The 25,124-nt window shown below is 71.9% G+C and carries 31 protein-coding genes; 23 read left to right on the plus strand and 8 right to left on the minus strand.

Annotated features, from left to right (window positions below; genetic code table 11):
• Window positions 1-20: 20 nt before the first annotated feature.
• Window positions 21-206 carry a hypothetical protein gene (locus tag ACFUPX_RS27055; RefSeq protein ID WP_383271199.1) on the minus strand — a complete coding sequence of 62 codons (186 nt, stop codon included), beginning with the start codon at window positions 204-206 and terminating at the stop codon, window positions 21-23.
• Window positions 207-442: 236 nt separating this feature from the next.
• On the opposite strand from ACFUPX_RS27055, the gene ACFUPX_RS27060 reads away from it, so the two are divergent.
• The 4 genes from ACFUPX_RS27060 to ACFUPX_RS27075 all read left to right on the plus strand — a co-directional run bounded on the left by ACFUPX_RS27060 (window position 443) and on the right by ACFUPX_RS27075 (window position 4,459).
• The gene (locus ACFUPX_RS27060; protein WP_383327876.1) at window positions 443-1,720 is read left to right on the plus strand and encodes an NYN domain-containing protein; all 1,278 of its coding nucleotides are present in this window, start codon (window positions 443-445) and stop codon (window positions 1,718-1,720) included.
• Between the two features lie 124 nt (window positions 1,721-1,844).
• On the plus strand, window positions 1,845-2,879 hold the full coding sequence (locus ACFUPX_RS27065; RefSeq protein WP_383327879.1) for an ABC transporter ATP-binding protein: 1,035 nt from the start codon (window positions 1,845-1,847) through the stop codon (window positions 2,877-2,879).
• 52 nt (window positions 2,880-2,931) lie between these two features.
• Window positions 2,932-3,750, plus strand: coding sequence for an ABC transporter permease (locus tag ACFUPX_RS27070; RefSeq protein ID WP_383327882.1), 819 nt, complete (start codon window positions 2,932-2,934; stop codon window positions 3,748-3,750).
• 34 nt (window positions 3,751-3,784) lie between these two features.
• The gene (locus tag ACFUPX_RS27075) at window positions 3,785-4,459 is read left to right on the plus strand and encodes a DUF2567 domain-containing protein (RefSeq protein ID WP_383327885.1); all 675 of its coding nucleotides are present in this window, start codon (window positions 3,785-3,787) and stop codon (window positions 4,457-4,459) included.
• A 117-nt stretch (window positions 4,460-4,576) separates the two neighbouring features.
• Here the strand turns inward: ACFUPX_RS27075 and ybaK are convergent, their stop codons facing one another.
• The 4 genes from ybaK to ACFUPX_RS27095 all read right to left on the minus strand — a co-directional run bounded on the left by ybaK (window position 4,577) and on the right by ACFUPX_RS27095 (window position 8,534).
• Window positions 4,577-5,089 (minus strand): Cys-tRNA(Pro) deacylase, encoded by a 513-nt coding sequence (gene ybaK, locus ACFUPX_RS27080; RefSeq protein ID WP_383327888.1) that lies wholly within the window; start codon window positions 5,087-5,089, stop codon window positions 4,577-4,579.
• A gap of 33 nt (window positions 5,090-5,122) precedes the next feature.
• A complete protein-coding gene (locus tag ACFUPX_RS27085; RefSeq protein ID WP_383327891.1) occupies window positions 5,123-5,863 on the minus strand; it encodes an LON peptidase substrate-binding domain-containing protein in 741 nt (246 codons plus the stop codon).
• Between the two features lie 11 nt (window positions 5,864-5,874).
• Window positions 5,875-6,882, minus strand: a complete 1,008-nt coding sequence (locus ACFUPX_RS27090; RefSeq protein ID WP_383327894.1) for a hypothetical protein — start codon at window positions 6,880-6,882, stop codon at window positions 5,875-5,877.
• 137 nt (window positions 6,883-7,019) lie between these two features.
• The gene (locus tag ACFUPX_RS27095) at window positions 7,020-8,534 is read right to left on the minus strand and encodes an oxidoreductase (protein ID WP_383328017.1); all 1,515 of its coding nucleotides are present in this window, start codon (window positions 8,532-8,534) and stop codon (window positions 7,020-7,022) included.
• A gap of 251 nt (window positions 8,535-8,785) precedes the next feature.
• On the opposite strand from ACFUPX_RS27095, the gene hisD reads away from it, so the two are divergent.
• The 10 genes from hisD (at window position 8,786) to ACFUPX_RS27145 (ending at window position 16,553) form a co-directional block, all read left to right on the plus strand.
• The gene (gene hisD, locus ACFUPX_RS27100; protein ID WP_383327897.1) at window positions 8,786-10,120 is read left to right on the plus strand and encodes a histidinol dehydrogenase; all 1,335 of its coding nucleotides are present in this window, start codon (window positions 8,786-8,788) and stop codon (window positions 10,118-10,120) included.
• Entirely contained in the window at window positions 10,117-11,229 is a 1,113-nt protein-coding gene (locus ACFUPX_RS27105; RefSeq protein WP_383327900.1) for a histidinol-phosphate transaminase, read from the plus strand. The genes hisD and ACFUPX_RS27105 overlap by 4 nt, the downstream gene beginning before the upstream one ends.
• The gene (gene hisB, locus ACFUPX_RS27110; protein WP_383327903.1) at window positions 11,226-11,819 is read left to right on the plus strand and encodes an imidazoleglycerol-phosphate dehydratase HisB; all 594 of its coding nucleotides are present in this window, start codon (window positions 11,226-11,228) and stop codon (window positions 11,817-11,819) included. The genes ACFUPX_RS27105 and hisB overlap by 4 nt, the downstream gene beginning before the upstream one ends.
• Window positions 11,820-11,823: 4 nt before the next feature.
• A complete protein-coding gene (locus ACFUPX_RS27115) occupies window positions 11,824-11,988 on the plus strand; it encodes a hypothetical protein (protein WP_202121127.1) in 165 nt (54 codons plus the stop codon).
• Between the two features lie 15 nt (window positions 11,989-12,003).
• Window positions 12,004-12,648 carry an imidazole glycerol phosphate synthase subunit HisH gene (hisH, locus tag ACFUPX_RS27120; RefSeq protein WP_383327907.1) on the plus strand — a complete coding sequence of 215 codons (645 nt, stop codon included), beginning with the start codon at window positions 12,004-12,006 and terminating at the stop codon, window positions 12,646-12,648.
• 17 nt (window positions 12,649-12,665) lie between these two features.
• On the plus strand, window positions 12,666-13,394 hold the full coding sequence (gene priA / locus ACFUPX_RS27125; protein ID WP_383328020.1) for a bifunctional 1-(5-phosphoribosyl)-5-((5-phosphoribosylamino)methylideneamino)imidazole-4-carboxamide isomerase/phosphoribosylanthranilate isomerase PriA: 729 nt from the start codon (window positions 12,666-12,668) through the stop codon (window positions 13,392-13,394).
• Window positions 13,391-13,798, plus strand: a complete 408-nt coding sequence (locus ACFUPX_RS27130; RefSeq protein WP_383327910.1) for a RidA family protein — start codon at window positions 13,391-13,393, stop codon at window positions 13,796-13,798. Before priA ends, ACFUPX_RS27130 begins: the two co-directional genes overlap by 4 nt.
• Window positions 13,795-14,550 carry an imidazole glycerol phosphate synthase subunit HisF gene (gene hisF, locus ACFUPX_RS27135; RefSeq protein ID WP_383327913.1) on the plus strand — a complete coding sequence of 252 codons (756 nt, stop codon included), beginning with the start codon at window positions 13,795-13,797 and terminating at the stop codon, window positions 14,548-14,550. The genes ACFUPX_RS27130 and hisF overlap by 4 nt, the downstream gene beginning before the upstream one ends.
• A gap of 120 nt (window positions 14,551-14,670) precedes the next feature.
• Window positions 14,671-15,276 (plus strand): ArsR/SmtB family transcription factor, encoded by a 606-nt coding sequence (locus tag ACFUPX_RS27140; protein ID WP_383327916.1) that lies wholly within the window; start codon window positions 14,671-14,673, stop codon window positions 15,274-15,276.
• 14 nt (window positions 15,277-15,290) lie between these two features.
• Window positions 15,291-16,553: an MFS transporter gene (locus tag ACFUPX_RS27145; protein WP_383327919.1), complete on the plus strand. Its 1,263-nt coding sequence runs from the start codon at window positions 15,291-15,293 to the stop codon at window positions 16,551-16,553.
• 23 nt (window positions 16,554-16,576) lie between these two features.
• Here the strand turns inward: ACFUPX_RS27145 and ACFUPX_RS27150 are convergent, their stop codons facing one another.
• Window positions 16,577-16,978, minus strand: coding sequence for a VOC family protein (locus ACFUPX_RS27150; RefSeq protein ID WP_383327922.1), 402 nt, complete (start codon window positions 16,976-16,978; stop codon window positions 16,577-16,579).
• Window positions 16,978-17,613, minus strand: coding sequence for a TIGR03085 family metal-binding protein (locus ACFUPX_RS27155; RefSeq protein ID WP_383327925.1), 636 nt, complete (start codon window positions 17,611-17,613; stop codon window positions 16,978-16,980). Before ACFUPX_RS27155 ends, ACFUPX_RS27150 begins: the two co-directional genes overlap by 1 nt.
• Window positions 17,614-17,695: 82 nt before the next feature.
• Here ACFUPX_RS27155 and hisI point away from each other — a divergent pair, with 82 nt between their 5' ends.
• Entirely contained in the window at window positions 17,696-18,076 is a 381-nt protein-coding gene (gene hisI / locus ACFUPX_RS27160; RefSeq protein ID WP_383327928.1) for a phosphoribosyl-AMP cyclohydrolase, read from the plus strand.
• On the opposite strand, the gene ACFUPX_RS27165 is transcribed toward hisI, so the two are convergent.
• The gene (locus ACFUPX_RS27165; RefSeq protein WP_383327931.1) at window positions 18,057-18,521 is read right to left on the minus strand and encodes a hypothetical protein; all 465 of its coding nucleotides are present in this window, start codon (window positions 18,519-18,521) and stop codon (window positions 18,057-18,059) included. The two genes, hisI and ACFUPX_RS27165, sit on opposite strands and share 20 nt — an antisense overlap.
• Before the next feature lie 78 nt (window positions 18,522-18,599).
• Here ACFUPX_RS27165 and ACFUPX_RS27170 point away from each other — a divergent pair, with 78 nt between their 5' ends.
• The 8 genes from ACFUPX_RS27170 to trpA all read left to right on the plus strand — a co-directional run bounded on the left by ACFUPX_RS27170 (window position 18,600) and on the right by trpA (window position 25,081).
• Entirely contained in the window at window positions 18,600-20,102 is a 1,503-nt protein-coding gene (locus tag ACFUPX_RS27170; RefSeq protein ID WP_383327934.1) for an anthranilate synthase component I, read from the plus strand.
• Window positions 20,086-20,778 carry a TIGR02234 family membrane protein gene (locus tag ACFUPX_RS27175; RefSeq protein ID WP_383327937.1) on the plus strand — a complete coding sequence of 231 codons (693 nt, stop codon included), beginning with the start codon at window positions 20,086-20,088 and terminating at the stop codon, window positions 20,776-20,778. Before ACFUPX_RS27170 ends, ACFUPX_RS27175 begins: the two co-directional genes overlap by 17 nt.
• A gap of 101 nt (window positions 20,779-20,879) precedes the next feature.
• Window positions 20,880-21,116, plus strand: a complete 237-nt coding sequence (locus ACFUPX_RS27180) for an HGxxPAAW family protein (protein WP_383327940.1) — start codon at window positions 20,880-20,882, stop codon at window positions 21,114-21,116.
• A gap of 96 nt (window positions 21,117-21,212) precedes the next feature.
• Window positions 21,213-21,656, plus strand: a complete 444-nt coding sequence (locus ACFUPX_RS27185; RefSeq protein WP_383327943.1) for a DUF2752 domain-containing protein — start codon at window positions 21,213-21,215, stop codon at window positions 21,654-21,656.
• Window positions 21,657-21,840: 184 nt separating this feature from the next.
• Window positions 21,841-22,650, plus strand: coding sequence for an indole-3-glycerol phosphate synthase TrpC (gene trpC / locus ACFUPX_RS27190; RefSeq protein ID WP_249590480.1), 810 nt, complete (start codon window positions 21,841-21,843; stop codon window positions 22,648-22,650).
• 9 nt (window positions 22,651-22,659) lie between these two features.
• On the plus strand, window positions 22,660-22,881 hold the full coding sequence (gene trpM, locus ACFUPX_RS27195) for a tryptophan biosynthesis modulator TrpM (protein WP_383271168.1): 222 nt from the start codon (window positions 22,660-22,662) through the stop codon (window positions 22,879-22,881).
• A gap of 101 nt (window positions 22,882-22,982) precedes the next feature.
• Window positions 22,983-24,269, plus strand: a complete 1,287-nt coding sequence (gene trpB, locus ACFUPX_RS27200; RefSeq protein ID WP_383327947.1) for a tryptophan synthase subunit beta — start codon at window positions 22,983-22,985, stop codon at window positions 24,267-24,269.
• A complete protein-coding gene (trpA, locus tag ACFUPX_RS27205; protein WP_383327950.1) occupies window positions 24,266-25,081 on the plus strand; it encodes a tryptophan synthase subunit alpha in 816 nt (271 codons plus the stop codon). Before trpB ends, trpA begins: the two co-directional genes overlap by 4 nt.
• Window positions 25,082-25,124 lie beyond the last annotated feature (43 nt).

Below are 25,124 nucleotides of genomic sequence, written 5' to 3' on the forward strand. Positions count from 1 at the left end.
CATGTACGCCTGCGTGCGCGTCAGTTGTGGCCGAAGCGACGCTGGTGCTTGCGGGCGACCTCGGCCGGGCTGCCCTGGGACTGAACCGCGGACTGAACCCGCTGCTCGGCCTGCTCCGCAGACGACTTGGCCTGCTCCTGCGCCTGCTCCGCGGCCGAAGCGCGGTTCTGGTCGTCGCCCTGCTTGCGGTTCTTGTTCTTGGCCATAGTGATCTTCCTCCTGAAGGAAATCTGGGGGCCAGGACGCGACCAGATTCACATATGGCGACAAGCTGCGCATTTCAGAGAATTACCGTGCGTAATAAGGCCTGTCGGAGAGTGAAGACGAGATACGCCACGCCGAAGATCGAGTTCCGGCCGTTAACCTCCGCCGGGTCGGGCAGACTCGAAGGAAACCCGAACCATTACTTCCAGGGAATCTCCAGGGAAAGAGGGTGGATCGCGTGGACCGTTGCATCGTCCTGGTGGACGCCGGGTATCTGCTGGGTGCCGCCGCGAGTCTCCTCGCGGGCGAGCCGTCCCGGTCCCGGATCACCGTCGATCACACCGCCCTGATCCAGGGCATCCGTGAGCGCGCGGAATCTGACACCGAGCGCCCCCTGCTCCGGATCTACTGGTTCGACGGAGCCCCCGACCGCGTACCGCAGCCCGAGCACCGCAGGCTGCGGGTCATGCCGCGGGTGACGGTCCGGCTCGGCGCCCTGACCCGCAGCGACGGACGGTGGGCCCAGAAGGGCGTCGACGCCGCCATGCACGCCGAGCTGACGGAGCTGGCCCGCAACCGCGCCTGCTCGGACATCGTGCTCGTCACCGGCGACGGGGACCTGCTGCCCGGCATGATGGCCGCCAAGGAGCACGGCGTCGCCGTCCACCTGTGGGCCGTGCAGGCCGCCGACGGGGACTACAACCAGTCCGAGGACCTCGTCGCCGAGGCCGACGAGCGCCGCGTCCTGGACCGGACCTGGATCACCAAGGCCGTCCGCCCCAAGGAGCTCACCGGCGTCTGCGCGCCCCCGCCGGTCCCGCGCCCCGAGATCGCCGCGATCCTCTCCGCGCCCCTGCCCGAGTCCGCGCTCGCCGCCAGCGCCCAGCGGGCCGCCGACGAGGCCGCCGGGGTCCAGCACGGACAGCACGTCGAGCACGGCCAGCACGCTCAGCACGCCGAAGCCGGGGCCAACGGCGACAGCGGCGGCGCCCACCACCCGCCGGGCAGGGGCGTGCCCACCCCCAAGGACCTGGCCGCCCTGCGCGGCCCCGGCACGCAGGCCGCCTCCCCGCACCCCACCAACGCGACGCTGCGGTGGTCCTCCGACAAGGGCTGGGTGGAGCGCCCCGGCGGCGCCGCCGAGAGCCCGGAGGCCGCCGCCCTGCCGACGCTCGCCCAGCTGACGACCGCCGAGCAGCGCTGGGCCGACCGCGAGGAGGACATCACCACCGTCGGCGGTGATCCTTTCGAGGTCGGGCAGGTGTTCGCGCGCCGCTGGATGGCCCGCCTGCCGGAACAGCACAACCTCCAGAAGCTCTCGACGATGTACCCGCGCATCCCGCACCGCGTCGACGGCGAGCTCCTGCGGTACGCGGCCCGCTTCGGTCTGCTCGCCCACAAGGACGACCAGATCGACGAGCACGACAGGTACGCGATCCGGGCGGGCTTCTGGCGCGAGATCGACGTCCACACGGCGGTCGAGCACGCCCCGGTGGGCGACCGCTCCGGCGAGTGACCGAACGGGTGCACGAACGGGCGCACGAACGAGGGGCGGAACACGCCCCGCGGACGACTGATACGGGGCGTACGGGACGCCCCGGGCGTCGCGGCGGACACGGGACCCCGTACCCTCGTCCTTCGTGAGTACGCGCTCGGTACAGGCAGTCCGACAGGGGCTCCGACACGGTCACGGCAGCGATGCCGTCTGCGCGGTGCGCGACCTCGTCAAGACGTATCCCGCCGCCCGTGGCAGGCGCGGCACGCCCGCGACCCCCGAGGTGCGGGCCACCGACGGCATCAGCCTGGAGGTCAGGCGCGGCGAGATCTTCGGCCTCCTCGGACCCAACGGCGCCGGCAAGTCCACCCTCGTACGCCAGCTGACCGGCCTGATGCGGCCCGACAGCGGGAGCGTCGAGATCCTCGGGCACGACATCCTGCGCCACCCCGAGCGGGCCGCGCGGCTCCTGGCGTACCTGGGGCAGGAATCCACCGCGCTCGACGAGCTGACCGTCTCGCTCGCCGTCGAGACGACCGCGCGGCTGCGCGGCCTCGACGTGCGTGCGGCGCGGGCCGAGCGGGACGGCGTACTCGAAGAGCTCGCGCTCACCCCGCTCGCCTCGCGGCCCCTGAAGAAGCTCTCCGGCGGCCAGCGCAGGCTCGCCTGCTTCGCCACCGCCCTGGTGGGGGAGCGGCCACTGCTCGTCCTCGACGAGCCGACGACCGGCATGGACCCCATCGCGCGGCGCGCCGTGTGGGGCGCGGTCGACCGGCGCAGGGCCGAGCACGGCACGACGGTGCTGCTCGTCACCCACAACGTCATCGAGGCCGAGACGGTCCTGGACCGCGTCGCCGTGCTCGACCACGGCAAGGTCATCGCCTGCGACAGCCCGCTGGGGCTCAAGGAGCAGGTCGCGGGCGAGGTGCGGGTGGAGCTGGTCTGGCGGGAGCGGGCGCCGCTCGACGTCCCCGAGGTCGCCGCGCTGCGCTCGTCCGCGGTGGAGTCCGGGCGGCGGTGGTCGTTGCGGCTCGCGCCCGACGAGGCGCGCGCCGCTGTCGCCGCCGTCACCGGCGGGGCCGCCTTCGCGGCGCTGGACGATTTCACCCTGGCCACTCCCAGCCTGGAGGATGTGTACCTTGCCCTGGGTGGCAACGGGGAAGGGCTGGTGAAGGGGTGACCCTCTCCGCGGCCCGGCGCAGTGACGAGAACATCAGCAGGAGGGGCGTTCGATGAGTGCGGTTCCTTTGGAAGCCGCAGTGCGGGCCGACGACCGTGAGCAGCAGGGCGACGCCGCGGCGCCCCTGGGGCCCCGTGCGCGGCTGTTCCCCTCGCTCGCGGCCGTCTACCGGGCGCAGTTGTCCCGGGCGCGGGTCGCGCGGATTCCGCTGCTCTTCGTCGCCACCTTCCAGTCCGTCGGGATCATGATCCTGATGCGGGGCGTCGTCGACGGGGGCGGTGAGGCGCGTGCCGTCGTCGCCGGGTCCTCCGTGCTCGTCGTCGCCTTCGTCGCGCTCAACCTGCTCGCCCAGTACTTCGGGCAGCTGCGGGCCGACGGCGGCCTCGACCACTACGCGACGCTGCCCGTGCCGCCCGCCTCGGTGGTCCTGGGCGCCGCGGCCGCCTACGCCTCGTTCACCGTGCCGGGCACGCTCGTCACCGCGGTCGTCGGATGCGGCCTCTTCGGGCTTCCGCTGGCGAACCTGTGGGTGCTCGCCGCGGTGATCCCGCTGGCCGGTGCCGCGCTCGCCGGGTTCGGTGCCGCCCTGGGACTGCTCGCGCCCCGGCCCGAACTGGCCACGCTGCTCGGCCAGTTGGGCATGTCGGCCGCGCTGCTCCTCGGTGTGCTCCCGGCCGAGCGGATGCCCGGCTTCCTGCAGTACGCCCGTGACCTGCTGCCCTCGACGTACGGAGTCGAGGCGTTCGCCCGAACTTTCGGGCCGGATCCGGACTGGGCGGCCGTCGCTCTCGATCTCGCCGTCTGCGCGGGGGTCGGCGTCGCCTCGCTGGCGATCGCCACCTGGGCCTACCGCCGAGCGGCTGTGCGGTGACGCGGTCCTCGGGCAGGACTGGCACCATGTGTGGGTGACTGCACCGCTGACGCCCTCCCAGCCGCCCCGTGACCAGCCCCCGCACGACCCCTGGCAGCAAGCCGCTCAGCCGTCCGGAGCCGTTCCCACGTCGGCTCCCGAGGAGGACGGTCCTGACATGAAGACCGAAGTGCGGCAGGCCGCGGTGATCATGGTCGCGGTGGCTGTCTGTGGCGTACTGCTCGGCCTCCTGTGGATGTGGCTCGCGCCGCGGGTTCCGCTGGTGGCCGACAGCGAGGCGGTGTTCCTCAAGGACACCGAGGGCGAGCAGGCGATCGGGGTCGACGGAACGTTCACTCTGCTCGCACTGGCATTCGGCGCGGTGAGCGGCGCCGTGGTGTTCCTGCTCCGCAAGCGGGGCGGCATCCCGCTGGTCGTCGGGCTGACGGCCGGAGGGCTGCTGGCCGCGGTGATCGGCTGGCGGCTCGGCATCTTCCTGGGGCCGGAGACCGACGTCGTCGCCCATGCGAAGTCCGTGGGCAAGGGCGTTTCCTTCGACGCGCCCCTGGAGCTCAAGGCCAAGGGCGCGCTGCTCGCCTGGCCCGTGGCGGCGCTGCTGATCCACCTCGGGCTCACCGCGCTCTTCGGACCGCGGGACCCCGAGCCCTACCCCCTGCCCTACGGGGATCCGGACCGGGCCGACGGAAGCCAGGACTCCACCGGGGCGTGACGTCAGGCGGGGCGCCTCCCGTGGTTCGCCTTGCCCTTGCGTACCCGCCACTTCCTCTTGCGCGTCTTCTTCGACATGAGGGTGGTACTAGTCGAGCAGCCGCTCCCCGTCGAGGGTCTATTCACGCCCGATCGGGGCCAGTACCGCGCCCGTGAGGCGCGCCAGGTCGCCGGGGGCCAGTTCCACTTCCAGGCCCCTGCGGCCCGCCGAGACGCAGATCGTGGCGTGCGCCGGGGCCGAGTCGTCCAGGACCGTGCGGAGCTTCTTGCGCTGGCCGAGCGGCGAGATGCCGCCCCGTACGTACCCCGTGGTGCGTTCGGCGGCCGCGGGGTCCGCCATCACCGCGCGCTTGCCGCAGACCGCCGTGGCCAGGGCCTTGAGGTTCAGGGTGCCCGCCACGGGGACCACGGCCACCGTCAGCTCGCCGTCGACCTCGGCGACCAGGGTCTTGAAGACCCGGTCGGGGGAGACGCCCATGGCCTGCGCCGCCTCCTCGCCGTACGAGGGGTGCGCGGGGTCGTGCTCGTAGGCGTGCACGGTGTACTCGGCGCCCGCCGCGGTGAGGGCGACCGTCGCCGGGGTGCCGCCCGTGCCCGGCTGCTTCTGCTGTTTCTTCTGCTTCTTCGCCAAAGCGCTCGCGCCTTACGTCAGTTGCGGCTCGTGTCAGTTGAGACTCGTGGTGCCGCGCGTGAGGTCCGTCGCGGGCAACGACGGCAGATTACGGATGATCGCGGTCTCCGCGCGAAGGAGTTTCAGCTCCTCGTGCAGGCGCGATGCCGTGTCCGGCGCCTCCAGGAGCCGCTGCTTCGTGGGGGTGTCGAGGACGGCCGCCGCCGCGACCAGATACGACACCACGGACGGGTCGTCCGGCAGATCGGCGCCGGTTGACAGGGACCGCTCGCGGGCCCCCGCGAGGCGCTTCTGGTAGGCGCGGAACGCCCGCAGGACGCCCTCGGCGAGGGCGCCCGCCTCCTCGCCGGGATCCTCGGGCAGCTCCTCGACCTCCGCGGTCAGGAAGGCGCCCGAGGCGTCCACCGAGTGCAGGCGTACGCGTGAGGTGCCGGTGGCGAGGACCTCGAAGCCGCCGTCGGCGCGCTCCCTGATCGTCGCCGCGTCCGCGACGCAGCCCACCGCGTGGAACGCCTTGAGCGGGTCGTCGCCGAAGCCGGCGGTCGGCCCCTGCTCGGGCTGGGAGGTGGGGTCGGGAAGGCCCGGGGCGCTCGGCGCCACCTCCAGGCCGTCGCGGATCGCGACGACCGCGAAGAGGCGCTGCTCCTCGTCGGGAGTCTTGAGCAGATCGCGCATCATGGCGCGATAACGCTCCTCGAACACGTTCAGCGGGAGCACGAGTCCCGGGAACAGCACCGAGTTGAGCGGGAAGAGCGGAAGCCGGACGGTGGTCACGAGCCTCAAGCCTAATGGTCGTCGGGGCGCGGGCGTCCGCCACCGGTGCGCAGCGGGGTCCCGGAGGCCACTTCGATGCGTATCCCGTCGCGCAGTTCCAGGAACTGGCCGAGCGGATCGTCGGCCATGCGGTCCCAGGGGAAGGAGGTCGCGTAGGCCCCGATGAGGCGCAGTTGTTCGAGGGCGTCGCTCCATCGCTCCAGGCGTACGAGGACGTAGGCGAGGAGGTTGCGGACCTCAGCGGGCCAGGGATCCCCGGCGTCGTACTCCAGGGACACGGCGATCCCGAGGTCCGCCGCGGCGTCCAGGCGCTCGCGCGGCACGCTGCCCGAGGCGCTGGTGAGATACGCGAACGCGGCCCGCGCGGGCAGCGCCTGGATCAGCGAGCCCGGCAGCGCGTCCCGGGCGGCGCGCTCGGCGAAGTCGAAGCACTGGCGGTGCGAGCCGTACCAGGCGGCCGAGAGGTACTGCAGCGCCGAGGCGTGGCAGCCGTAGTGGTGCGAGGAGCGGTGCACCGCCTCGGCCCAGATCTCGTCGAAGACCGAGTGCGGGGCATGGGTGCCGCGCGCGTGGTCCAGGGCGATCCGCCACGGCACGGGGTCGCGCGGGTCGGCTTCGGCGGCAGCGGTGAGCAGGGGAGCCGTCTCGCGCAGGAGCTCGGCGCGGGCCGGTGACTCCCAGCCGCGGACGACCGCGAGCTCGGCCTTGACGAGCAGCGCGTCCGGGTCGTGCGGCGCGGCGAACTGCCAGTCGTCGAACCACTCCGAGCGGGAGCGGGCGAAGGCGGCCAGACGCGTCGTGTAGCGGTCGCGGTTCTCCCATTCGTTGCCCTCGCGGGTCATGGCGAGCAGCTTGGCCGCGGGGTCGTAGTCGCCGCGGCCCGCGGCGACCAGGGCGGGGCCGAGCCGGTCGTCGGGCGCGTCGAGGAGCACCTCGTCGTCGGGGGTCAGACCGGAGGCCAGGAGCGGGGTGTTCCTGACCATTCGTGCGGTGCGGATCAGGGCGCGCAGGAGTGCCATCGTGTGGATATTGAAAACCGCAGGTCGGGGCAGTACCAGGGGGCGGGCGGTGAAGCTTTCGTATCGGTCGTCAGGTTGCCTGGACCATGGTCAAGGAATGGCAAAATATCTGCTCCCCGCGGGCCCGCCGGCCCCCTTCAGTTCCTGCGCAGCAGCCTCGTCGCCCCGGCCGCGACCGTCGTCGCGAGCACCCAGCCGAGCAGGATGAGGATCGCCGAGAACCACTGCCAGCCGCCGCGCAGCTGCCAGTAGCTGTCCTGGCCGAGGTTGATCACCGGGAGCAGCAGGTCGAGGGAGAAGAGCGCGGGGTTCCAGTTCGGGTGCTCGCCCGGTTTGATCGCCGGGTGGTCGGCGCGGCTGAAGGCCACCGCGCTCACCGCCCACAGCACCGCCATCCAGAGGGCCGCCCGGCCGGGCCGGTAGCCGTAGGCCACCGTCCAGTCCTGGGCGAAGCCCCAGAGCTTGGCCGCGAGCGGCAGGGTCTCGCGGCGGCGGCGCTGCTTGGCGAGCAGGACCTCGCGGGCGTCGGCGTCCTCGCCGCCGTTGCGCAGGACGGTGGCCAGCTTCTCGTACGGCTCGGGGTTGTACTCCGCGGTCGCGGCCGCCACCCAGCTCAGCCGCCGGGAGAGCGGGAAGCTGCCGAGCGGGACGAGGTTCTCGTAGCTGAAGCCGCCCATCTGGAGGCCGCCGGGGCCCGGCCAGCTGGTCGACTTGTCGATGAGGTTGACGACCTTCATGCCGGACAGGATGACCTTGCCGCGCTGCGGGGCCTCGCCGAGGAAGCGCAGCTCGGGGGTCTGGACGCGGCGCAGCGACACCTCCTGGTCGTTCTCCAGGACGAAGCGCGCCTGGGCCAGGTCGACGGCGTCGCCGAAGCGCCCGTCGTCGAGCCGGATGCCGCCCTGGCACTCGAAACGCTGGACGCGGGTGCCGCGCGGGGGAGTCGTGCCGCTGGTCATCGGGGGGTCGCCGAGCGCGGCGGGCGTCATGTAGAGCGTGCGCTCCACGGTCATCTGCGGGGCGTTGAGCGCCCGCTGGCCGTACGGATTGGCGAGCTTGCTGCCGCGCAGGCTGAAGGAGACGCCGATCTTCGCGCCGCGCAGGCTCAGCTGGCCGTGCGACTCCATCATCTCGGCCTGGAGGTCCTGCCCGACCGAGAGCCCGTCGCCCATGATCGAGTTGCCGCGCCGGTCGCGGTAGATCACGGCCTGGTTGATCAGCAGGTCGGTGCCGATCTGGGCGTCCGTGAGCCGCATGCCGTTGTGGATGCGGCAGCGCGGCAGATGCAGGTCGCCCTCCGTGTGCACGCGGGCCGCCTCCACGCGCGGGATCGAGCAGTTGACCAGGCGCAGCGTGGTGAACTTGGCCTCGGGGACGAGCACTTCCTTCTCGAAGCGGCAGTGCTTCAGCTCGGCGTAGGGATGGATCTCGCCGCCCGCCAGATCGAGTACGTCCGTGATCTGGAGGCCCGAGAGCTTCAGCGACGAGACCCGGCCCGAGAGCGCGGGCGGCCCTTCGAGGAGCAGCCAGCACACGATGCGCGCACGCACGCTGCGTTCCGGACCCCAGGGGTGGCCGCCGTGCGGATCGTCCGCCATCGCGTCGCCCGACCTGAGGTCGTAGACGCTGCCGTTGCGGAAGGCCTGCCACATGCCGATCTCGGCGGCGGTCAGTCCGTCCGGCGGGTCACCGATGCCGGTGTCGTCGACCACTGCTGTCGTCCTCCCCGTACTGCGCTGCCGTACTGCGATCCCGTGTCGCGACGCGCTTGTGTCTCGTACACCTGTTTCATGCCCGCTCAGTGACGGGCTGAACGCTAGTGGTGAACGTGGTCTTCCGGGATCTATATCAGCCAGTGATACGGGCGTCCGACCCGGAATGACGGTCTGAGAGAATTGGCCACGTGATCTCCCGAATCGATCTGCGCGGCGACGCCCTCCCCGAGGGCCCCGCCCTGCGCGCCCTGCTGCCCCGTGCCGACTTCGACGTCGCGGCCGCCCTGGAGAAGGTGCGGCCCATCTGCGAGGACGTGCATCATCGTGGCGACGCGGCGCTGATCGAATACGCGGAGAAGTTCGACGGGGTACGGCTGACGCAGGTCCGTGTCCCCGCGAGCGCCATCGCCGCGGCCCTGACCGGCCTCGACCCGGTCGTGCGCGAGGCCCTCGAGGAGTCGATCCGGCGGGCCCGCATCGTCCACCGCGAGCAGCGCCGCGCCCCGCACACCACCCAGGTCGTGCCCGGCGGCTCGGTCACCGAGAAGTGGGTGCCGGTCGAGCGCGTGGGGCTCTACGCGCCGGGTGGCCGCTCGGTCTACCCGTCCTCCGTGATCATGAACGCGGTCCCGGCCCAGGAGGCCGGCGTCGAGTCGATGGCGCTCGCCTCCCCGCCGCAGAAGGACTGCGGTGACTTCAGCGGACTTCCGCACCCGACGATCCTCGCCGCCTGCGCCCTCCTCGGCATCGACGAGGTGTACGCGGTCGGCGGCGCCCAGGCCGTCGCGATGTTCGCCTACGGCACCGAGACCTGCGCCCCGGCCAACATGGTCACCGGCCCCGGCAACATCTGGGTCGCCGCCGCCAAGCGCTACTTCACGGGCCGCATCGGCATCGACACCGAGGCGGGCCCCACCGAGATCGCGGTCCTCGCCGACGACACGGCCGATGCCGTGCACGTCGCCTCCGACCTGATCAGCCAGGCCGAGCACGACCCGCTCGCGGCAGCCGTCCTGGTCACCGACTCCCTGGCCCTGGCCGACGCGGTCGCCAAGGAGCTGGAGCCGCAGGTCGCGGCGACCAAGCACGTCGAGGACCGGATCGCCCCCGCCCTCGCGGGCAGGCAGTCCGCGATCGTCCTGGTCGACGGTTTGGAGGAGGGCCTGCGCGTCGTCGACGCGTACGGCGCCGAGCACCTGGAGATCCAGACCGCCGACGCGGCGGCCGTCGCCGACCGGGTGAAGAACGCGGGCGCGATCTTCGTCGGCCCGTGGGCGCCCGTCTCGCTCGGCGACTACTGCGCGGGCTCCAACCACGTCCTGCCGACCGGCGGTTGCGCCTGCCACTCGTCGGGGCTCAGCGTCCAGTCGTTCCTGCGCGGCATCCACATCGTCGACTACACCCGCGACGCGCTCGCCGACGTCGCCCACCACGTGGTGACGCTGGCGGAGGCCGAAGACCTCCCCGCGCACGGCGCGGCGGTCAAGGCCCGCTTCGGGTGGAAGGTGCCGGAGACCAAGTGACCAACATCGACGATCTCCCCGTACGCGACGAACTGCGCGGCAAGTCCCCTTACGGCGCCCCCCAACTCGACGTCCCCGTACGCCTGAACACGAACGAGAACCCGTACCCGCTCCCCGAGCCGCTCGTCGAGCGCATCGCCGAGCGCGTGCGCGAGGCGGCCCGCGACCTCAACCGCTACCCCGACCGGGACGCGGTCGAGCTGCGCACCGAGCTCGCCCGCTACCTCACGAACACCGGCGGCCACGCGGTCACCCTCGCCAACGTCTGGGCGGCCAACGGCTCGAACGAAGTCATCCAGCAGCTCCTGCAGACCTTCGGCGGGCCCGGACGCACCGCCATCGGTTTCGAGCCCTCGTACTCGATGCACGGCCTCATCGCGCGCGGCACCGGCACGGGCTGGATCTCGGGCCCCCGCGGCGAGGGCTTCACCATCGACGCCGACGCGGCGGCGAAGACCATCGCCGAGAACCAGCCGGACGTCGTCTTCATCACCACGCCCAACAATCCCACGGGCAACGCGGTCTCGGCCGACACGGTGATCGCGCTCTACGAAGCCGCGCAGGCCGCCAAGCCCTCGATGGTCGTGGTCGACGAGGCGTACGTGGAGTTCAGCCACGGCGACTCGCTCCTCCCGCTGCTCGCGGGACGGCCGAATCTCGTCGTCTCGCGCACCATGTCGAAGGCCTTCGGAGCGGCCGGGCTGCGCCTGGGCTACCTCGCCGCCGACCCGGCCGTCGTCGACGCCGTACAGCTCGTACGCCTGCCGTACCACCTGTCGGCGATCACCCAGGCCACCGCGCTCGCCGCCCTGGAGCACACCGACACGCTCCTGAAGTACGTCGAGCAGCTCAAGGGCGAGCGCGACCGGCTGGTGAGCGAGCTGCGTGCGATCGGCTACGAAGTGATCGACTCCGACGCCAACTTCGTCCAGTTCGGGCGGTTCGACGGCGAAGGGGCCTCCCACCAGGTCTGGCAGCGGATCCTCGACCGGGGCGTCCTGGTCCGGGACAACGGAGTACCCGGCTGGCTGCGTGTCAGCGCCGGAACCCCCGAAGAGAACGACGCGTTCCTCGATGCGGTACGCGAACTGAAGAAGGAGCAGGCATGAGCCGCGTTGGACGGGTCGAACGGACCACGAAGGAGACGTCGGTCCTCGTCGAGATCGATCTCGACGGCACCGGCAAGGTCGAGGTGTCGACGGGTGTCGGCTTCTACGACCACATGCTCGACCAGCTCGGCCGCCACGGCCTCTTCGACCTCACGGTCAAGACCGAGGGCGACCTGCACATCGACACGCACCACACCATCGAGGACACCGCCCTCGCCCTGGGCGCCGCCTTCAAGCAGGCGCTCGGCGACAAGGTCGGCATCTACCGCTTCGGCAACTGCACCGTCCCGCTGGACGAGTCGCTCGCCCAGGTGACCGTCGACCTGAGCGGCCGCCCCTACCTCGTGCACACCGAGCCCGAGACCATGGCGCCGATGATCGGCACGTACGACACGACGATGACCCGGCACATCCTGGAGTCCTTCGTCGCGCAGGCCCAGATCGCCCTGCACGTGCACGTGCCCTATGGCCGCAACGCCCACCACATCGTGGAGTGCCAGTTCAAGGCCCTCGCCCGCGCGCTGCGCTACGCATCGGAGCACGACCCGCGCGCCGCCGGGATCCTCCCCTCCACGAAGGGCGCGCTGTAAAGCCATGACCGGTCTCAACACCATCCTGATCGTCGTCGGTCTCTTCCTGATCGGCGGCATCATCTCCTTCGTCAAGCAGGGGATGCCCAAGAGCCTGATCACGCTGCTCTCCATCGGCGCGGCCATGTGCATCGTCGCGGGCGTCATGCGGCTCGACTACTGGAACTGAGGGGACGCAGCCGAGATGAGCACTCCCCAGAAGAAGGTCGTCGTCTTCGACTACGGCTTCGGGAACGTCCGTTCCGCCGAGCGCGCCCTCGCGCGCGCGGGCGCGGAGGTCGAGATAACCCGTGACTACGACACGGCGATGAACGCCGACGGCCTCCTCGTCCCCGGCGTCGGCGCCTTCGCCGCCTGCATACAGGGGCTCAAGGAGGCGCGCGGCGACTGGATCGTGGGCCGAAGGCTCGCGGGCGGCCGTCCCGTGCTGGGCATCTGCGTCGGCATGCAGATCCTCTTCGCGCGCGGCATCGAGCACGACGTGGAGGCCGAGGGCCTCGACGAGTGGCCCGGCACCGTCGAGCCGCTGAAGGCCGACATCGTCCCGCACATGGGCTGGAACACGGTTCAGGCGCCCGAGGGCTCGCAGCTGTTCGCGGGCCTGGACGCCGATGCCCGCTACTACTTCGTGCACTCGTACGCCGTGCACCACTGGGACTTCGAGGCGGGCAACCCCGCCTTCCGCGCGCCCAAGGTCTCCTGGACCACGCACGGCGAGCCCTTCGTGGCCGCCGTCGAGAACGGCGCGCTGTGGGCCACGCAGTTCCACCCCGAGAAGTCCGGCGACGCCGGCGCCCAGCTCCTCACCAACTGGATCGGAACCCTCTAGGAATGTCAGGGATTTCTGTGAGCAAGCTCGAACTCCTCCCCGCCGTCGACGTCCGCGACGGCCAGGCCGTGCGTCTGGTCCACGGCGAGTCCGGATCGGAGACCTCCTACGGCTCCCCGCTGGAGGCCGCCCTGTCCTGGCAGCGGTCGGGCGCCGAGTGGCTGCACCTGGTCGACCTGGACGCCGCGTTCGGCACCGGCGACAACCGCGCGCTGATCCGCGAGGTCACCGAAGCCATGGACATCAAGGTCGAGCTGTCCGGCGGCATCCGCGACGACGACACGCTCGCCGCGGCCCTGGCCACCGGCTGCACCCGCGTGAACCTCGGCACCGCGGCCCTGGAGACCCCCGACTGGGTCGCCAAGATCATCGCCGAGCACGGCGACAAGATCGCGGTGGGCCTCGACGTCCGCGGCACGACGCTGCGCGGCCGTGGCTGGACCCGCGACGGCGGCGACCTCTACGAGACCCTGGCGCGCCTCGACTCCGAGGGCTGCGCCCGCTACGTCGTCACCGACATCGCCAAGGACGGCACGCTGCAGGGCCCGAACCTGGAGCTCCTGCGGGGCGTCTGCGCGGTCACGGACCGCCCGGTCGTCGCCTCCGGCGGGGTGAGCAGCCTCGACGATCTGCGCGCGATCTCCGAGCTCGTCCCGCAGGGCGTCGAGGGCGCGATCGTCGGCAAGGCGCTGTACGCGAAGGCCTTCACGCTCGAAGAGGCCCTGGCCGCGGTGGCGTCGTCATGAGCGACGTCGTACGCCGGGTGAGCTCGGGCGGGCCCTGGGAGGAAGCCATCGGCTACTCCCGCGCCGTCGAGCTGCCCAACGGCCTCGTCCTGGTGTCGGGTTGCACGTCGGTGGTGGACGGCGTCATAGACGCCGGGACCCCCTACGAGCAGGCGGCCAACGCCTTCCACGTCGCCGTCGAGGCGCTCAAGCAGCTGGGCCTGGGCCGTGAGCACGTCGTACGCACCCGCATGTACCTGACCCACGCGCGGGACGTGGAGGAGGTCGGCAGGGCCCACAAGGAGCTCTTCGACGACGTCCGCCCCGCCGCTTCGATGCTCATCGTCTCCGGCTTCATCGACCCGAGCCTGGTCGTCGAGGTCGAGGTGGAGGCCTACGGCCCGCGGGCAGGTGGCGCGGAATGACACTCTCCGTACGGGTCATTCCCTGCCTCGACGTGGACAACGGCCGCGTCGTCAAGGGCGTCAACTTCCAGAACCTGCGCGACGCGGGCGACCCCGTCGAGATGGCCAAGGTGTACGACGCCGAGGGCGCCGACGAGCTCACCTTCCTCGACATCACCGCGTCCTCGGGCAACCGCGAGACGACGTACGACGTGGTCCGCCGCACCGCCGAGCAGGTCTTCATCCCGCTCACGGTGGGCGGCGGCGTCCGCACGGCGGAGGACGTCGACAAGCTCCTGCGGGCCGGCGCGGACAAGGTGGGCGTGAACACGGCCGCCATCGCGCGGCCCGAGCTGATCCGCGAGATCGCGGAGCGGTTCGGGCGTCAGGTGCTGGTCCTGTCGGTCGACGCGCGGCGGACTCCGTCCGGGGGCTTCGAGGTCACCACCCACGGCGGCCGCAGGTCCGCCGGGATCGACGCCGTCGAGTGGGCGCACCGGGCCGCCGAGCTGGGCGCGGGGGAGATCCTGCTCAACTCGATGGACGCGGACGGCACGAAGGACGGCTACGACATCGAGATGATCGCGGCGGTACGGCGTCATGTCACCGTCCCGGTCATCGCGTCCGGCGGCGCGGGCCGCCTGGACCACTTCCCGCCGGCGATCGCGGCGGGCGCGGACGCGGTGCTCGCCGCGTCGGTCTTCCACTTCGGGGATCTGCGGATCGGTGAGGTCAAGGAGACGCTGCGGGGGGCCGGGCACCCGGTTCGCTGAGCGGCGTTCTTCGCGTATGCCCCGGTCACTGGGTGGCCGGGGCTTTTCGCCGTGGAGATGCGAAGCGAAACTTGCGCAATTTATATTGCGCAAGTTTTCTTTCCTATCTACGGTGAAGGCATGAACGACAAGCAGCCCGAGCCCGGCGGCGAGCCTCGCCGCATCACCGATGTCGGCACGCTCAAGGCGTTGGGGCATCCGCTGCGTCTGAGGGTCTACGGCACGCTCCGGGTGGCCGGTCCGTCGACCGCGTCACAGCTGGCGGGGCAGGTCGACGAGGCCGTCTCGCTGGTCAGCTACCACCTGCGCAAGCTGGCCGAGCACGGGCTCATCGAGGAGGCCGACGTGCAGAGCGAGGACGCGCGGGAGCGGTGGTGGCAGGCGGCGCAGGACAGCCTGAGCTTCCGCCACGAGGACTTCAAGGACTCGCCCGAGGGGGCCGCCACGCACGCGGCCGTCCTGCGCAGCCTGATCGCGTACCGCAGGGAGCAGTACGAGACCTACCTGGACCAGCAGGAGGCGTGGGGCGCCGAATGGCGCCTGGCCGCCGACCAGTCGGACTTCCTCGCCCGCCTGAACCCCGCCGAGCTGAAGCGGCTCAACGCGGAGATCCATGCCCTGGTCAGGACGTACGAGGAGCAGGGCAAGGCCGCCGAGGCGGCGGGCGACACCGAAGGGCGCGAGAACGTCGCCGTGCATATGGCCAGCTTCCCCTTCCGGCTCTGAGAGGGCTGCCCCACATGACCACCACGGACATACGCGAGACTCCCGCTCCGGAGAAGCCCGCGCACCGGGACGGCAATGTTCTGCGCTGGCTCGGCGCGTACAGCGCGTCCGCGATCGGCGACAACGTCTTCTACATCGCCCTGTCCTGGGCCGCCATCCAGTCCGGGAGCCCCGCGCAGGCGGGTGTGGTCATGGCCGTCAGCGCCGTGCCGCGAGCGCTCCTGATGCTGGGCGGGGGAGTCGTCGCCGACCGGTTCGGGCCCCGCAGGGTCGTCATCGGCGGCGACGCGGTGCGGTGCGTCGCGGTGTTCGCGGTGGCGGGGCTGCTGCTCGGGGCGAGCCCCGGCGTGTGGCTGCTCGCCGCGCTCGGGTTCGTCTTCGGCGTGGTCGACGCCCTGTTCATGCCCGCGGTGGGCGCGCTCCCGGCACGCATCACGGGGCGCGGCCAACTGGCCCGCGTGCAGGGCATGCGGGGCCTCGTGATCCGTCTCGCCAACGTCGTGGGGGCGCCGCTCGGCGGTCTTGGCATCGCGCTCGGCGGCTCGGCCACGGCGTTCGCCGTCGCCGGGCTGCTCTTCGCGGTGTCACTGCCGCTGCTGGTGGGCGTCCGCGTCGGGAAGCTGCCGGCCGAGGCGGGGCCGCAGGGGGCAAGGACCGCGTGGAGCGAGCTGGGGGACGGGCTCCGGTACATCCGACGGCACCGGATCCTCGCCCCGCTGATGGTCGTCGTCGCCCTCGCGGACCTGGGCTTCGTCGGCCCCCTGAACATCGGGCTCACCCTGCTGGCCGACGAGCGTGGCTGGGGCGCGTCCGGGGTGGGCCTGGTCCTCGCCGGGTTCGGCGCGGGGGCCGGGGGTTCGGCGCTCCTGCTGACCGTGCGGGGGCGGCTGCCGCGGGCCGGGGTCGTGCTGTGCGCGACGTGCGCCGTGGGAGCCGTGGGGATCGCAGCCATGGCGTATGTGCCGAGGCTGCCGGTCGCGGCCGGGGTGGCGCTGCTTGTCGGTCTCCTGGTGGGGCTCACCGGGGCCCTGTCCGCCGCGCTGATGCAGACCGAGGCGGACCCCGCGTACATCGGCCGGGTCACCGCCGTCGGTGGACTGGTCAGCCTGGGTGTGGCGCCGCTGACGTACCCCCTGACGGGATGGGCCGCGGGCATCTGGGGCACGGCGCCCGTCTTCACCGCGAGCGCGGCCACGTGCGCGCTCGCCGGGGTGTACGGACTCTGCTCGCGAGGGCTGCGGGCGGCCGAACTGCCGACCGCCCCTCCCCGCCCGTGAGATCCGCGACCCGCGACCCGCGGCTACGTCGCGGAAGCGGCCTGCATCAACTGCACCAGGTTCCCGACGGAGTCATCCAGCACCGCGGTGATCACCGGCCCCTGCTCCTCGGGCCCCTGAGTGAACCGCACCCCGAGGCCGACCAGCCGCTCGTGCTCGGCCCGGACGTCGTCGACCCCGAAGACGATGCACGGGATCCCCGCCTCGTGCAGCGCCTTGCGGTAGGGATCCTTGATGGGGCCCTCGCCGGGCTCGAGCAGCAGCTCCACGTCCTGCCCGCCGCCCGCCGCTCCCACCGTGACGAAGACCGCCCCGCCGACCATGTCGACGTGGTGCCGGGTCTCGAAGCCCAGTACGTCCGTGTAGAAGGCGTGCGCCCTGGCGACGTCGTCCACGTACACACCGGTCATCGCGACCCGGATCATCAGAGGCCCAGTTGCTTCGTCTCGTGCAGTCGGGCGATCGCGTCCTTGTCCCCGTCCAGTTCGACGTGGGCCGCTTCCTGCCGTCCGTGCACGAACATCAGCAGCTCGGAGGGCTCCCCGGTCACCGTCACCACGGGGGTGCCGCGGTGCGCCACCGCCGTCTGGCCGTCCGGGCGCCGCAGGACCATGCCCACCGGCGCCTTGCGGCCCATCAGGCGGGCCATCCGCTCCAGGCGGGACCACAGGGCGTCCGAGAAGACCGGGTCGAGCTCGCGCGGGGTCCAGTCGGGCTGGGCGCGGCGCACGTCCTCGGTGTGGACGTAGAACTCGACGGCGTTCGACGCCTCGTCGATCTGCTTGAGGGAGAAGGGCGAGAAGCGTGGCGGGCCCGTCCTGATCAGCTGGATCAGTTCCTCGTACGGCTTCGCGGCGAACTCGGCCTGCACCCGCTCCAGGCGCGAGGCCAGCTGCTTGATCAGCAGCCCGCCCGCGGCGTCCGCGCGGCGCTCGCGGACCACCACGTGGGCCGCGAGATCGCGGGCGTTCCAGCCCTCGCAGAGGGTGGGGGCATCAGGGCCCTGCGCCTCCAACAGATCGGCGAGAAGAAGTCGTTCACGCTTGGCATGGGTCGACATGCCACCCAGCCTACGACTCGGCACGTGGTCCGCCCAGTGGACCGGGCCCGGCGGGGTGGCCGGAGCGCGGCACAATGGCCCCATGACCGTCACGCCCCCGCCCAGCAGCCTCGCCCCCGACATCGCCGCCCGCCTCAAGCGCGGCGCGGACGGGCTCGTACCCGCCGTCGCCCAGCAGTACGACACCGGCGAGGTCCTGATGCTGGGCTGGATGGACGACGAGGCGCTGCACCGCACGCTCACCACCGGGCGCTGCACCTACTGGTCGCGCAGCCGCCAGGAGTACTGGGTCAAGGGCGACACGTCCGGGCACTTCCAGTACGTGAAGTCCGTCGCCCTGGACTGCGACGCGGACACCGTCCTGGTCCAGGTCGACCAGATCGGCGCCGCCTGTCACACGGGCACCCGCACGTGCTTCGACTCCGACACCCTCACCGTGTCCTTCACCGGCACCGAAGCGTGATCGTCTCGCCGTCGCGCAGCACGACGCGGGTCGGATCGGCCCAGCGGCGCCCGGCGACGTCGGCATCGCACTTCTCCCGTACGCCGCTCACGCCCCACTCGGTCATGAACTGACCCAGGGTGAAGTCCCGCCACCGCTCCGACTCCACGTGCAGGGTGCCGGTCGTGTCGTGCGTGTGCAGCGGGCTGTAGCGGGGCTTGGGCCCCGAGCGGTCGATGCCGATGTCCGCGGGGACGGTGACGGGGCTCGCGCCCGAGTACACCTTCAGGGTGGTGTGGATGTGCATGTCCATCGCCTCGGAGTCGAGCATCTCCAAGCCGGCCGCCCGGACCCTCTCGGGTACGTCCTTGGGGGCGGGCCACACGACGGGGCCGGGGGCGGCGGCCGCGAACGCGGTCGAGGCGAGGACGAGGGCAAGGGCGGGCAGCGTACGGCGGTTGGTCATCGTCCCGTTCTAGTGGCCCGCGTTCCGCCTGTCGGCCCGCGACACCGTCCGCCACCCGCACGGCCGTAAGCTCCTCCCATGGATCTCGAGACCTTCCGCAAGCTCGCGAGCGACCGCCGAGTGATCCCCGTCAGCCGCAGGCTCCTCGCGGACGGTGACACTCCCGTCGGGCTCTACCGCAAGCTGGCCGCAGAGCGGACCGGCACGTTCCTCCTGGAGTCCGCGGAGAACGGCCGCTCCTGGTCTCGCTACTCCTTCGTGGGCGTCCGCAGCGCCGCCACCCTCACCAGCCGCGACGGCGAGACCCACTGGATGGGCACACCGCCCGTCGGCGTCCCCACCACCGGCGACCCGCTGGACGCCCTGCGCGCCACCGTCGAAACCCTGCACACCCCCCGCGACCTGGCGTCCGGGATGCCGCCCTTCACCGGCGGCATGGTCGGGTACCTCGGCTACGACATCGTGCGGCGCCTGGAGAAGATCGGCCCCGGCGAGCGGGACGACCTCCAGCTGCCCGAGCTGACCATGCTGCTCACCAGCGACCTCGCCGTGCTCGACCACTGGGACGGCTCCGTGCTCCTGATCGCCAACGCGATCAACCACAACGACCTGGAGACGGGCGTCGACGAGGCGTACAGCGACGCCGTCGCGCGCCTCGACGCCATGGAGGCCGACCTGTCGCGGCCCGTCTCCCAGCCCCCGGCCGCCCTGCCGCCGTCCGAGCTCCCTCAGTACACCGCCCTGTGGGGCGGCGAGCAGTACCAAGAAGCCGTCGAGGACATCAAGGAGCGCATCCGCGCGGGCGAGGCCTTCCAGGTCGTTCCCTCGCAGCGCTTCGAAACCCCCTGTGACGCAAGCGCGTTGGACGTCTACCGCGTGCTGCGGGCCACCAACCCGTCGCCGTACATGTACCTCTTCCGCTTCGACGGATTCGACGTCGTCGGGTCGTCCCCCGAAGCCCTCGTCAAGGTCGAGGACGGCCGCGCCATGGTGCACCCCATCGCGGGCACCCGGCCGCGCGGCGCCACCCCGCAGGAGGACCAGGCGCTGGCCGACGAGCTGCTCGCCGACCCCAAGGAGCGGGCCGAGCACCTGATGCTGGTCGACCTGGGCCGCAACGACCTGGGGCGCGTCTGCGAGCCCGGCTCGGTCGAGGTCGTCGACTTCATGTCCATCGAGCGGTACTCGCACGTCATGCACATCGTCTCGACGGTCACCGGCCAGGTCGCCGGGGGCCGCACCGCCTTCGACGTCCTCACCGCCTGCTTCCCCGCGGGCACCCTCTCCGGCGCCCCCAAGCCCCGCGCGATGCAGATCATCGACGAGCTCGAACCCTCCCGGCGCGGCCTCTACGGCGGGTGTGTCGGATATCTCGACTTCGCCGGCGACTCCGACACCGCCATCGCCATCCGCACCGCGCTCCTGCGCAAGGGCACGGCATACGTCCAGGCGGGCGCCGGGGTCGTCGCCGACTCCGACCCCGTGGCCGAGGACACCGAGTGCCGCAACAAGGCGGCGGCGGTCCTGCGGGCCGTCCACACGGCGAACCGGCTGCGGCGCCCCGATGGACGTGAGGGATAGTGGAGGGGTGACTTCAGCCGTACCACCGCCCCGCACCCAGGCTGCCGACGCCGACGCCGACGCCGTGCCCGAGACCCGGGCCCAGCGCAGCGGTCGCCGCAGCATCGCCGTGGCCCTGCTGTCCGGCGCGGTCGGCGCGGCCCTGACCCTGCTCGCCTCCCGCCAGACCTGGGCCGACGGCACCGCTTCCGTGGCCGGCGGCGAACTGCCGCTGAGCGCCACGGGCAGCGATGTCACGGGCGTGCCCGCGGCCCTGGCGATAGTGGGCCTCGCCGCGCTCGTCGCCGTCTTCGCCGTCCGCAGGGCCGGGCGGCTGCTGGTCTCGCTGCTGCTCGCGCTGAGCGGCGCGGGCATCGTGGCCTCCGCCCTGCTCGCCGCCGACGACAGCGGCGCACTCGACGAGAAGGCGGCCGAGGCCTCCGGCGACGCCGCCACCACGATCGGTGATCTCAGCCACACGGCCTGGCCGTACGCGGCGGCGGGCGCGGGTGTGCTGCTCCTGATCGCCGGGCTGCTCGCCCTGACGTACGGCAGGTCCTGGCCCGCGATGTCGGGACGCTACGAACGCGACGGCGCGCCGCGCCCCCGCAAGGCGCCGCCCACGGTGGACCCGGACCGGCCCGAAGACCTGTGGAAGGCCCTCGACCGCGGCGAGGACCCGACGCGCGAGGCATGACCCCGGGCTCACGCCCGCGCGCGAGTACGGAACAATGGTGAGGGGAGCGCTGGGCTCACCTCACGCAGCACAGCCACGCACACAGCAACGAGGAGCAAGCCATGTCGGGCAGCAGCCACGGACACACCCCGGCCGCCTGGACCGGTGTCATCATCGCCTTCATCGGTTTCTGCGTATCGGGTGCCTTCATGGTGATGGCCAACCCGCTGGGCTTCTGGGCCGGCATGGTCATCATCGTCGCCGGTGGCGTCGTGGGCATGATCATGCGTGCCGCGGGCCTCGGCCAGGCCAAGCGCCAGCGCCAGCCGCAGGGGCAGCTCGCGCACTCCGAGGTCTGAGCTTCACCGACGTACGTGGGAGGCGGTCCCGGCAGGCGCCGGGGCGGCCTCCTTCCGCGTTTCCCTGCCGGGCAGGGGACGCCGCCGAAGGGCACAATGCATCGGGTGAACGCCGAACCCGAGAGCGCCGCACCACCCGTCGGCCCCGCACTGCGGCGCCTCGCCGTGCCCGTCGGTGTGCTCGGCTCGGTGATCGCCGCCTTCGCCTACGTCGGGACGGTCGACCCGAACGAGCCGGGCCACTACCCCGCCTGTCCGCTGCTCCAGCTCACCGGCGTGTTCTGCCCCGGCTGCGGCGGACTGCGCAGCGCCCACGCCTTCGTCCACGGAGACCTCACCACGGCCCTTGGCGCCAACGCGCTCGCCGTCGTGGGCTACGGCGTCTTCGCGGTCGTATGGACCCTCTGGGCGGCCCGCGCGGCGCGTGGACGACGGCTGCGGATCGAGTTGGGACCCGCACAGCTGTACGGAATCGGGGTCCTCATCGCCGTTTTCACCCTCGTGCGCAATCTGCCGTTCGGGGCATGGCTGCACCCCTGAATGCCGAGAAAGCGCAGGCCGCGGGCCTATCGGGTGTCCAGGTGCTGGGACTGGCGTCAACCGGATGCGGGGCCTTCGCCCTCCTGCGGATACCATCGCAGTGACCATCGGAATGCCTGATGAGGCAGCCGAACAGCTTGAGGTTCAAACAGCAGCTTCACCGTCAGGGAAGGGGGCCGCTCGCGTGAGTGTGCTCGACGAGATCATCGACGGAGTCCGTGCCGACCTCGCGGAACGGCAGGCGCGCGTCAGCCTCGACGAGCTCAAGGAGCGCGCGGCCAAGGCTCCCGCGGCCAAGGACGGGGTCGCCGCGCTGCGCGGCGACGGCGTCAAGGTCATCTGCGAGGTCAAGCGCTCCAGCCCGTCCAAGGGCGCGCTCGCCGCGATCGCCGATCCGGCCGGGCTCGCCGCCGACTACGAAGCGGGCGGCGCCGCCGTCATCTCCGTGCTCACCGAGGAGCGCCGCTTCGGCGGTTCGCTCGCCGACCTGGAGGCCGTCCGGGCCAAGGTCGACATCCCGGTGCTCCGCAAGGACTTCATCGTCACCTCGTACCAGCTGTGGGAGGCGCGTGCCTACGGCGCCGACCTCGCCCTGCTGATCGTGGCAGCCCTGGAGCAGCCCGCCCTGGAGTCGCTCATCGAGCGCGCCCATTCGATCGGCCTCACGCCGATCGTCGAGGTGCACGACGAGGACGAGGCCGAGCGGGCCGTGGACGCGGGCGCGCGGGTCATCGGCGTCAACAACCGCGACCTCAAGACCCTGAAGGTCGACCGCTCCACCTTCGAGCGCGTCGCGCCCGAGCTGCCGGACAGCGTCGTCAAGATCGCCGAGTCCGGTGTGCGCGGGCCGCACGACCTCATCGCGTTCGCCAACGCGGGCGCCGACGCGGTGCTCGTGGGCGAGTCCCTGGTGACCGGACGCGACCCCAAGGGCGCGGTCTCCGACCTCGTCGCCGCGGGCGCGCACCCCGCCCTTCGCCACGGGCGGAGCTGACCCCTCCCGATGACCGCCTTCGCCCGCCTCGCACCCGGCTGCCGCCCTCGCGGTTGCCGGGCGCCCGCGCGGCGCGTGCACGGCCGCAGGGTGCGGTACGTCATCGGCGATGAGCCGGGTCAGGTGAACGGGATGCGATGGCCGAGCGCCCCGTCAGGGGCGCGGGGAACTGCGCGACCAGCCACGGCGTCGCGTCGGCCGGACGAATCGTCTGCCCTGCACGGCGCGTAGCCGTCCTCACCCCGGTGGGGCTTGCTCGCGCAGTTCCCCGTGCCCCTGGCGGGGTCGATCGCATCCGCAGATCACCCATTCACGCCACGTGAGGTAGAGGCATGCCCAGCGAGTACTTCCACCCCGACCCAGAGGGTCACATCCCCAGCGCCGAAGGCTACTTCGGCGCCTTCGGCGGCAAATTCATCCCGGAGGCCCTCGTCGCCGCCGTGGACGAGGTCGCCGTCGAGTACGAGAAGGCCAAGAGCGACCCCGAGTTCGCCCGCGAGCTCGACGACCTCCTGGTCAACTACACCGGCCGCCCCAGCAGCCTCACCGAAGTGCCCCGGTTCGCCGAGCACGCCGGGGGCGCCCGCGTCTTCCTCAAGCGCGAGGACCTGAACCACACCGGCTCGCACAAGATCAACAACGTGCTCGGCCAGGCCCTGCTCACCAAGCGCATGGGCAAGACCCGCGTCATCGCGGAGACCGGCGCCGGACAGCACGGCGTCGCCACCGCCACCGCCTGCGCGCTCTTCGGCCTCGAATGCACCATCTACATGGGTGAGATCGACACCGAGCGCCAGGCCCTGAACGTGGCCCGCATGCGCATGCTCGGCGCCGAGGTCATCGCCGTGAAGTCCGGCAGCAGGACCCTGAAGGACGCCATCAACGAGGCGTTCCGCGACTGGGTCGCCAACGTGGACCGCACGCACTACCTCTTCGGCACGGTGGCCGGCCCGCACCCCTTCCCCGCCATGGTGCGCGACTTCCACCGCGTCATCGGGGTGGAGGCCCGCGGCCAGATCCTGGAGCGCGCCGGACGCCTGCCCGACGCCGCCGTCGCGTGCGTGGGCGGTGGCTCGAACGCCATCGGCCTCTTCCACGCCTTCATCCCGGACGCGGACGTCCGGCTCATCGGGTGCGAGCCCGCGGGCCACGGCGTCGAGACCGGCGAGCACGCGGCCACGCTGACCGCCGGTGAGCCCGGGATCCTGCACGGCTCACGGTCGTACGTACTCCAGGACGAGGAAGGGCAGATCACCGAGCCCTACTCGATCTCCGCCGGGCTCGACTACCCGGGCATCGGCCCCGAGCACGCCTACCTCAAGGACAGCGGCCGCGGCGAGTACCGCGCGGTCACCGACGACGCGGCCATGCAGGCCCTGCGCCTCCTGTCGCGCACCGAGGGCATCATCCCGGCCATCGAGAGCGCCCACGCGCTCGCCGGGGCGCTCGACGTCGGCAAGGAGCTGGGCAAGGACGGGCTGATCATCATCAACCTGTCCGGGCGCGGCGACAAGGACATGGACACGGCCGCACGCTACTTCGGCCTGTACGACACGGACGCCGCCGTCGAGGCGGACGCGGCCGGTACCGGCGCGGAGATCGAGGGGGACGCCAAGTGAGCGGCAACATCCAGCTGTTGGACGAGACCCTGGCGGCCGCCAAGGCCGAGGGGCGCTCCGCCCTCATCGCCTACCTCCCGGCCGGGTTCCCGACCGTGGACGGCGGCATCGCGGCCATCAAGGCCGTCTTCGAGGGCGGCGCCGACGTCGTGGAGGTCGGCCTGCCGCACAGCGACCCCGTCCTGGACGGTCCCGTCATCCAGACCGCCGACGACATCGCGCTCAAGGCGGGCCTGAAGATCGTCGACGTGCTGCGCACGGTGCGCGAGGCCCACGAGGCCACGGGCAAGCCGGTGCTCGTCATGACGTACTGGAATCCGATCGACCGCTACGGCGTCGAGCGCTTCACCGCCGAGCTCGCCGAGGCGGGCGGCGCCGGGTGCATCCTGCCCGACTTGCCCGTCCAGGAGTCCGCGCTGTGGAGGGAGCACGCCGAGAAGCACGGCCTGGCGACGGTCTTCGTCGTCGCGCCGAGCAGCAAGGACGCGCGCCTGGCCACGATCACGGCGGCCGGTTCCGGCTTCGTGTACGCGGCCTCGCTGATGGGCGTCACGGGCACCCGCGCCTCCGTGGGGGAGCAGGCGCAGGAGCTGGTGCGGCGCACCAAGGCCACCACCGAGCTGCCGGTCTGCGTCGGCCTCGGGGTCTCCAACGCCCGCCAGGCCGCCGAGGTCGCGGGCTTCGCCGACGGTGTGATCGTGGGCTCCGCCTTCGTCCAGCGGATGCTCGACGCGCCGGACGAGGCCGCGGGACTGGACGCCGTCCGCGCGCTCGCGGCCGATCTCGCCCAGGGAGTTCGCGGCAACGCGTAACTCGTACGGGTGGACCTGGGACCGGGGAGGCTGCTCGCGCCTC

It is taken from the genome of Streptomyces sp. NPDC057302 (assembly GCF_042667685.1).
GTDB lineage: Bacteria > Actinomycetota > Actinomycetes > Streptomycetales > Streptomycetaceae > Streptomyces.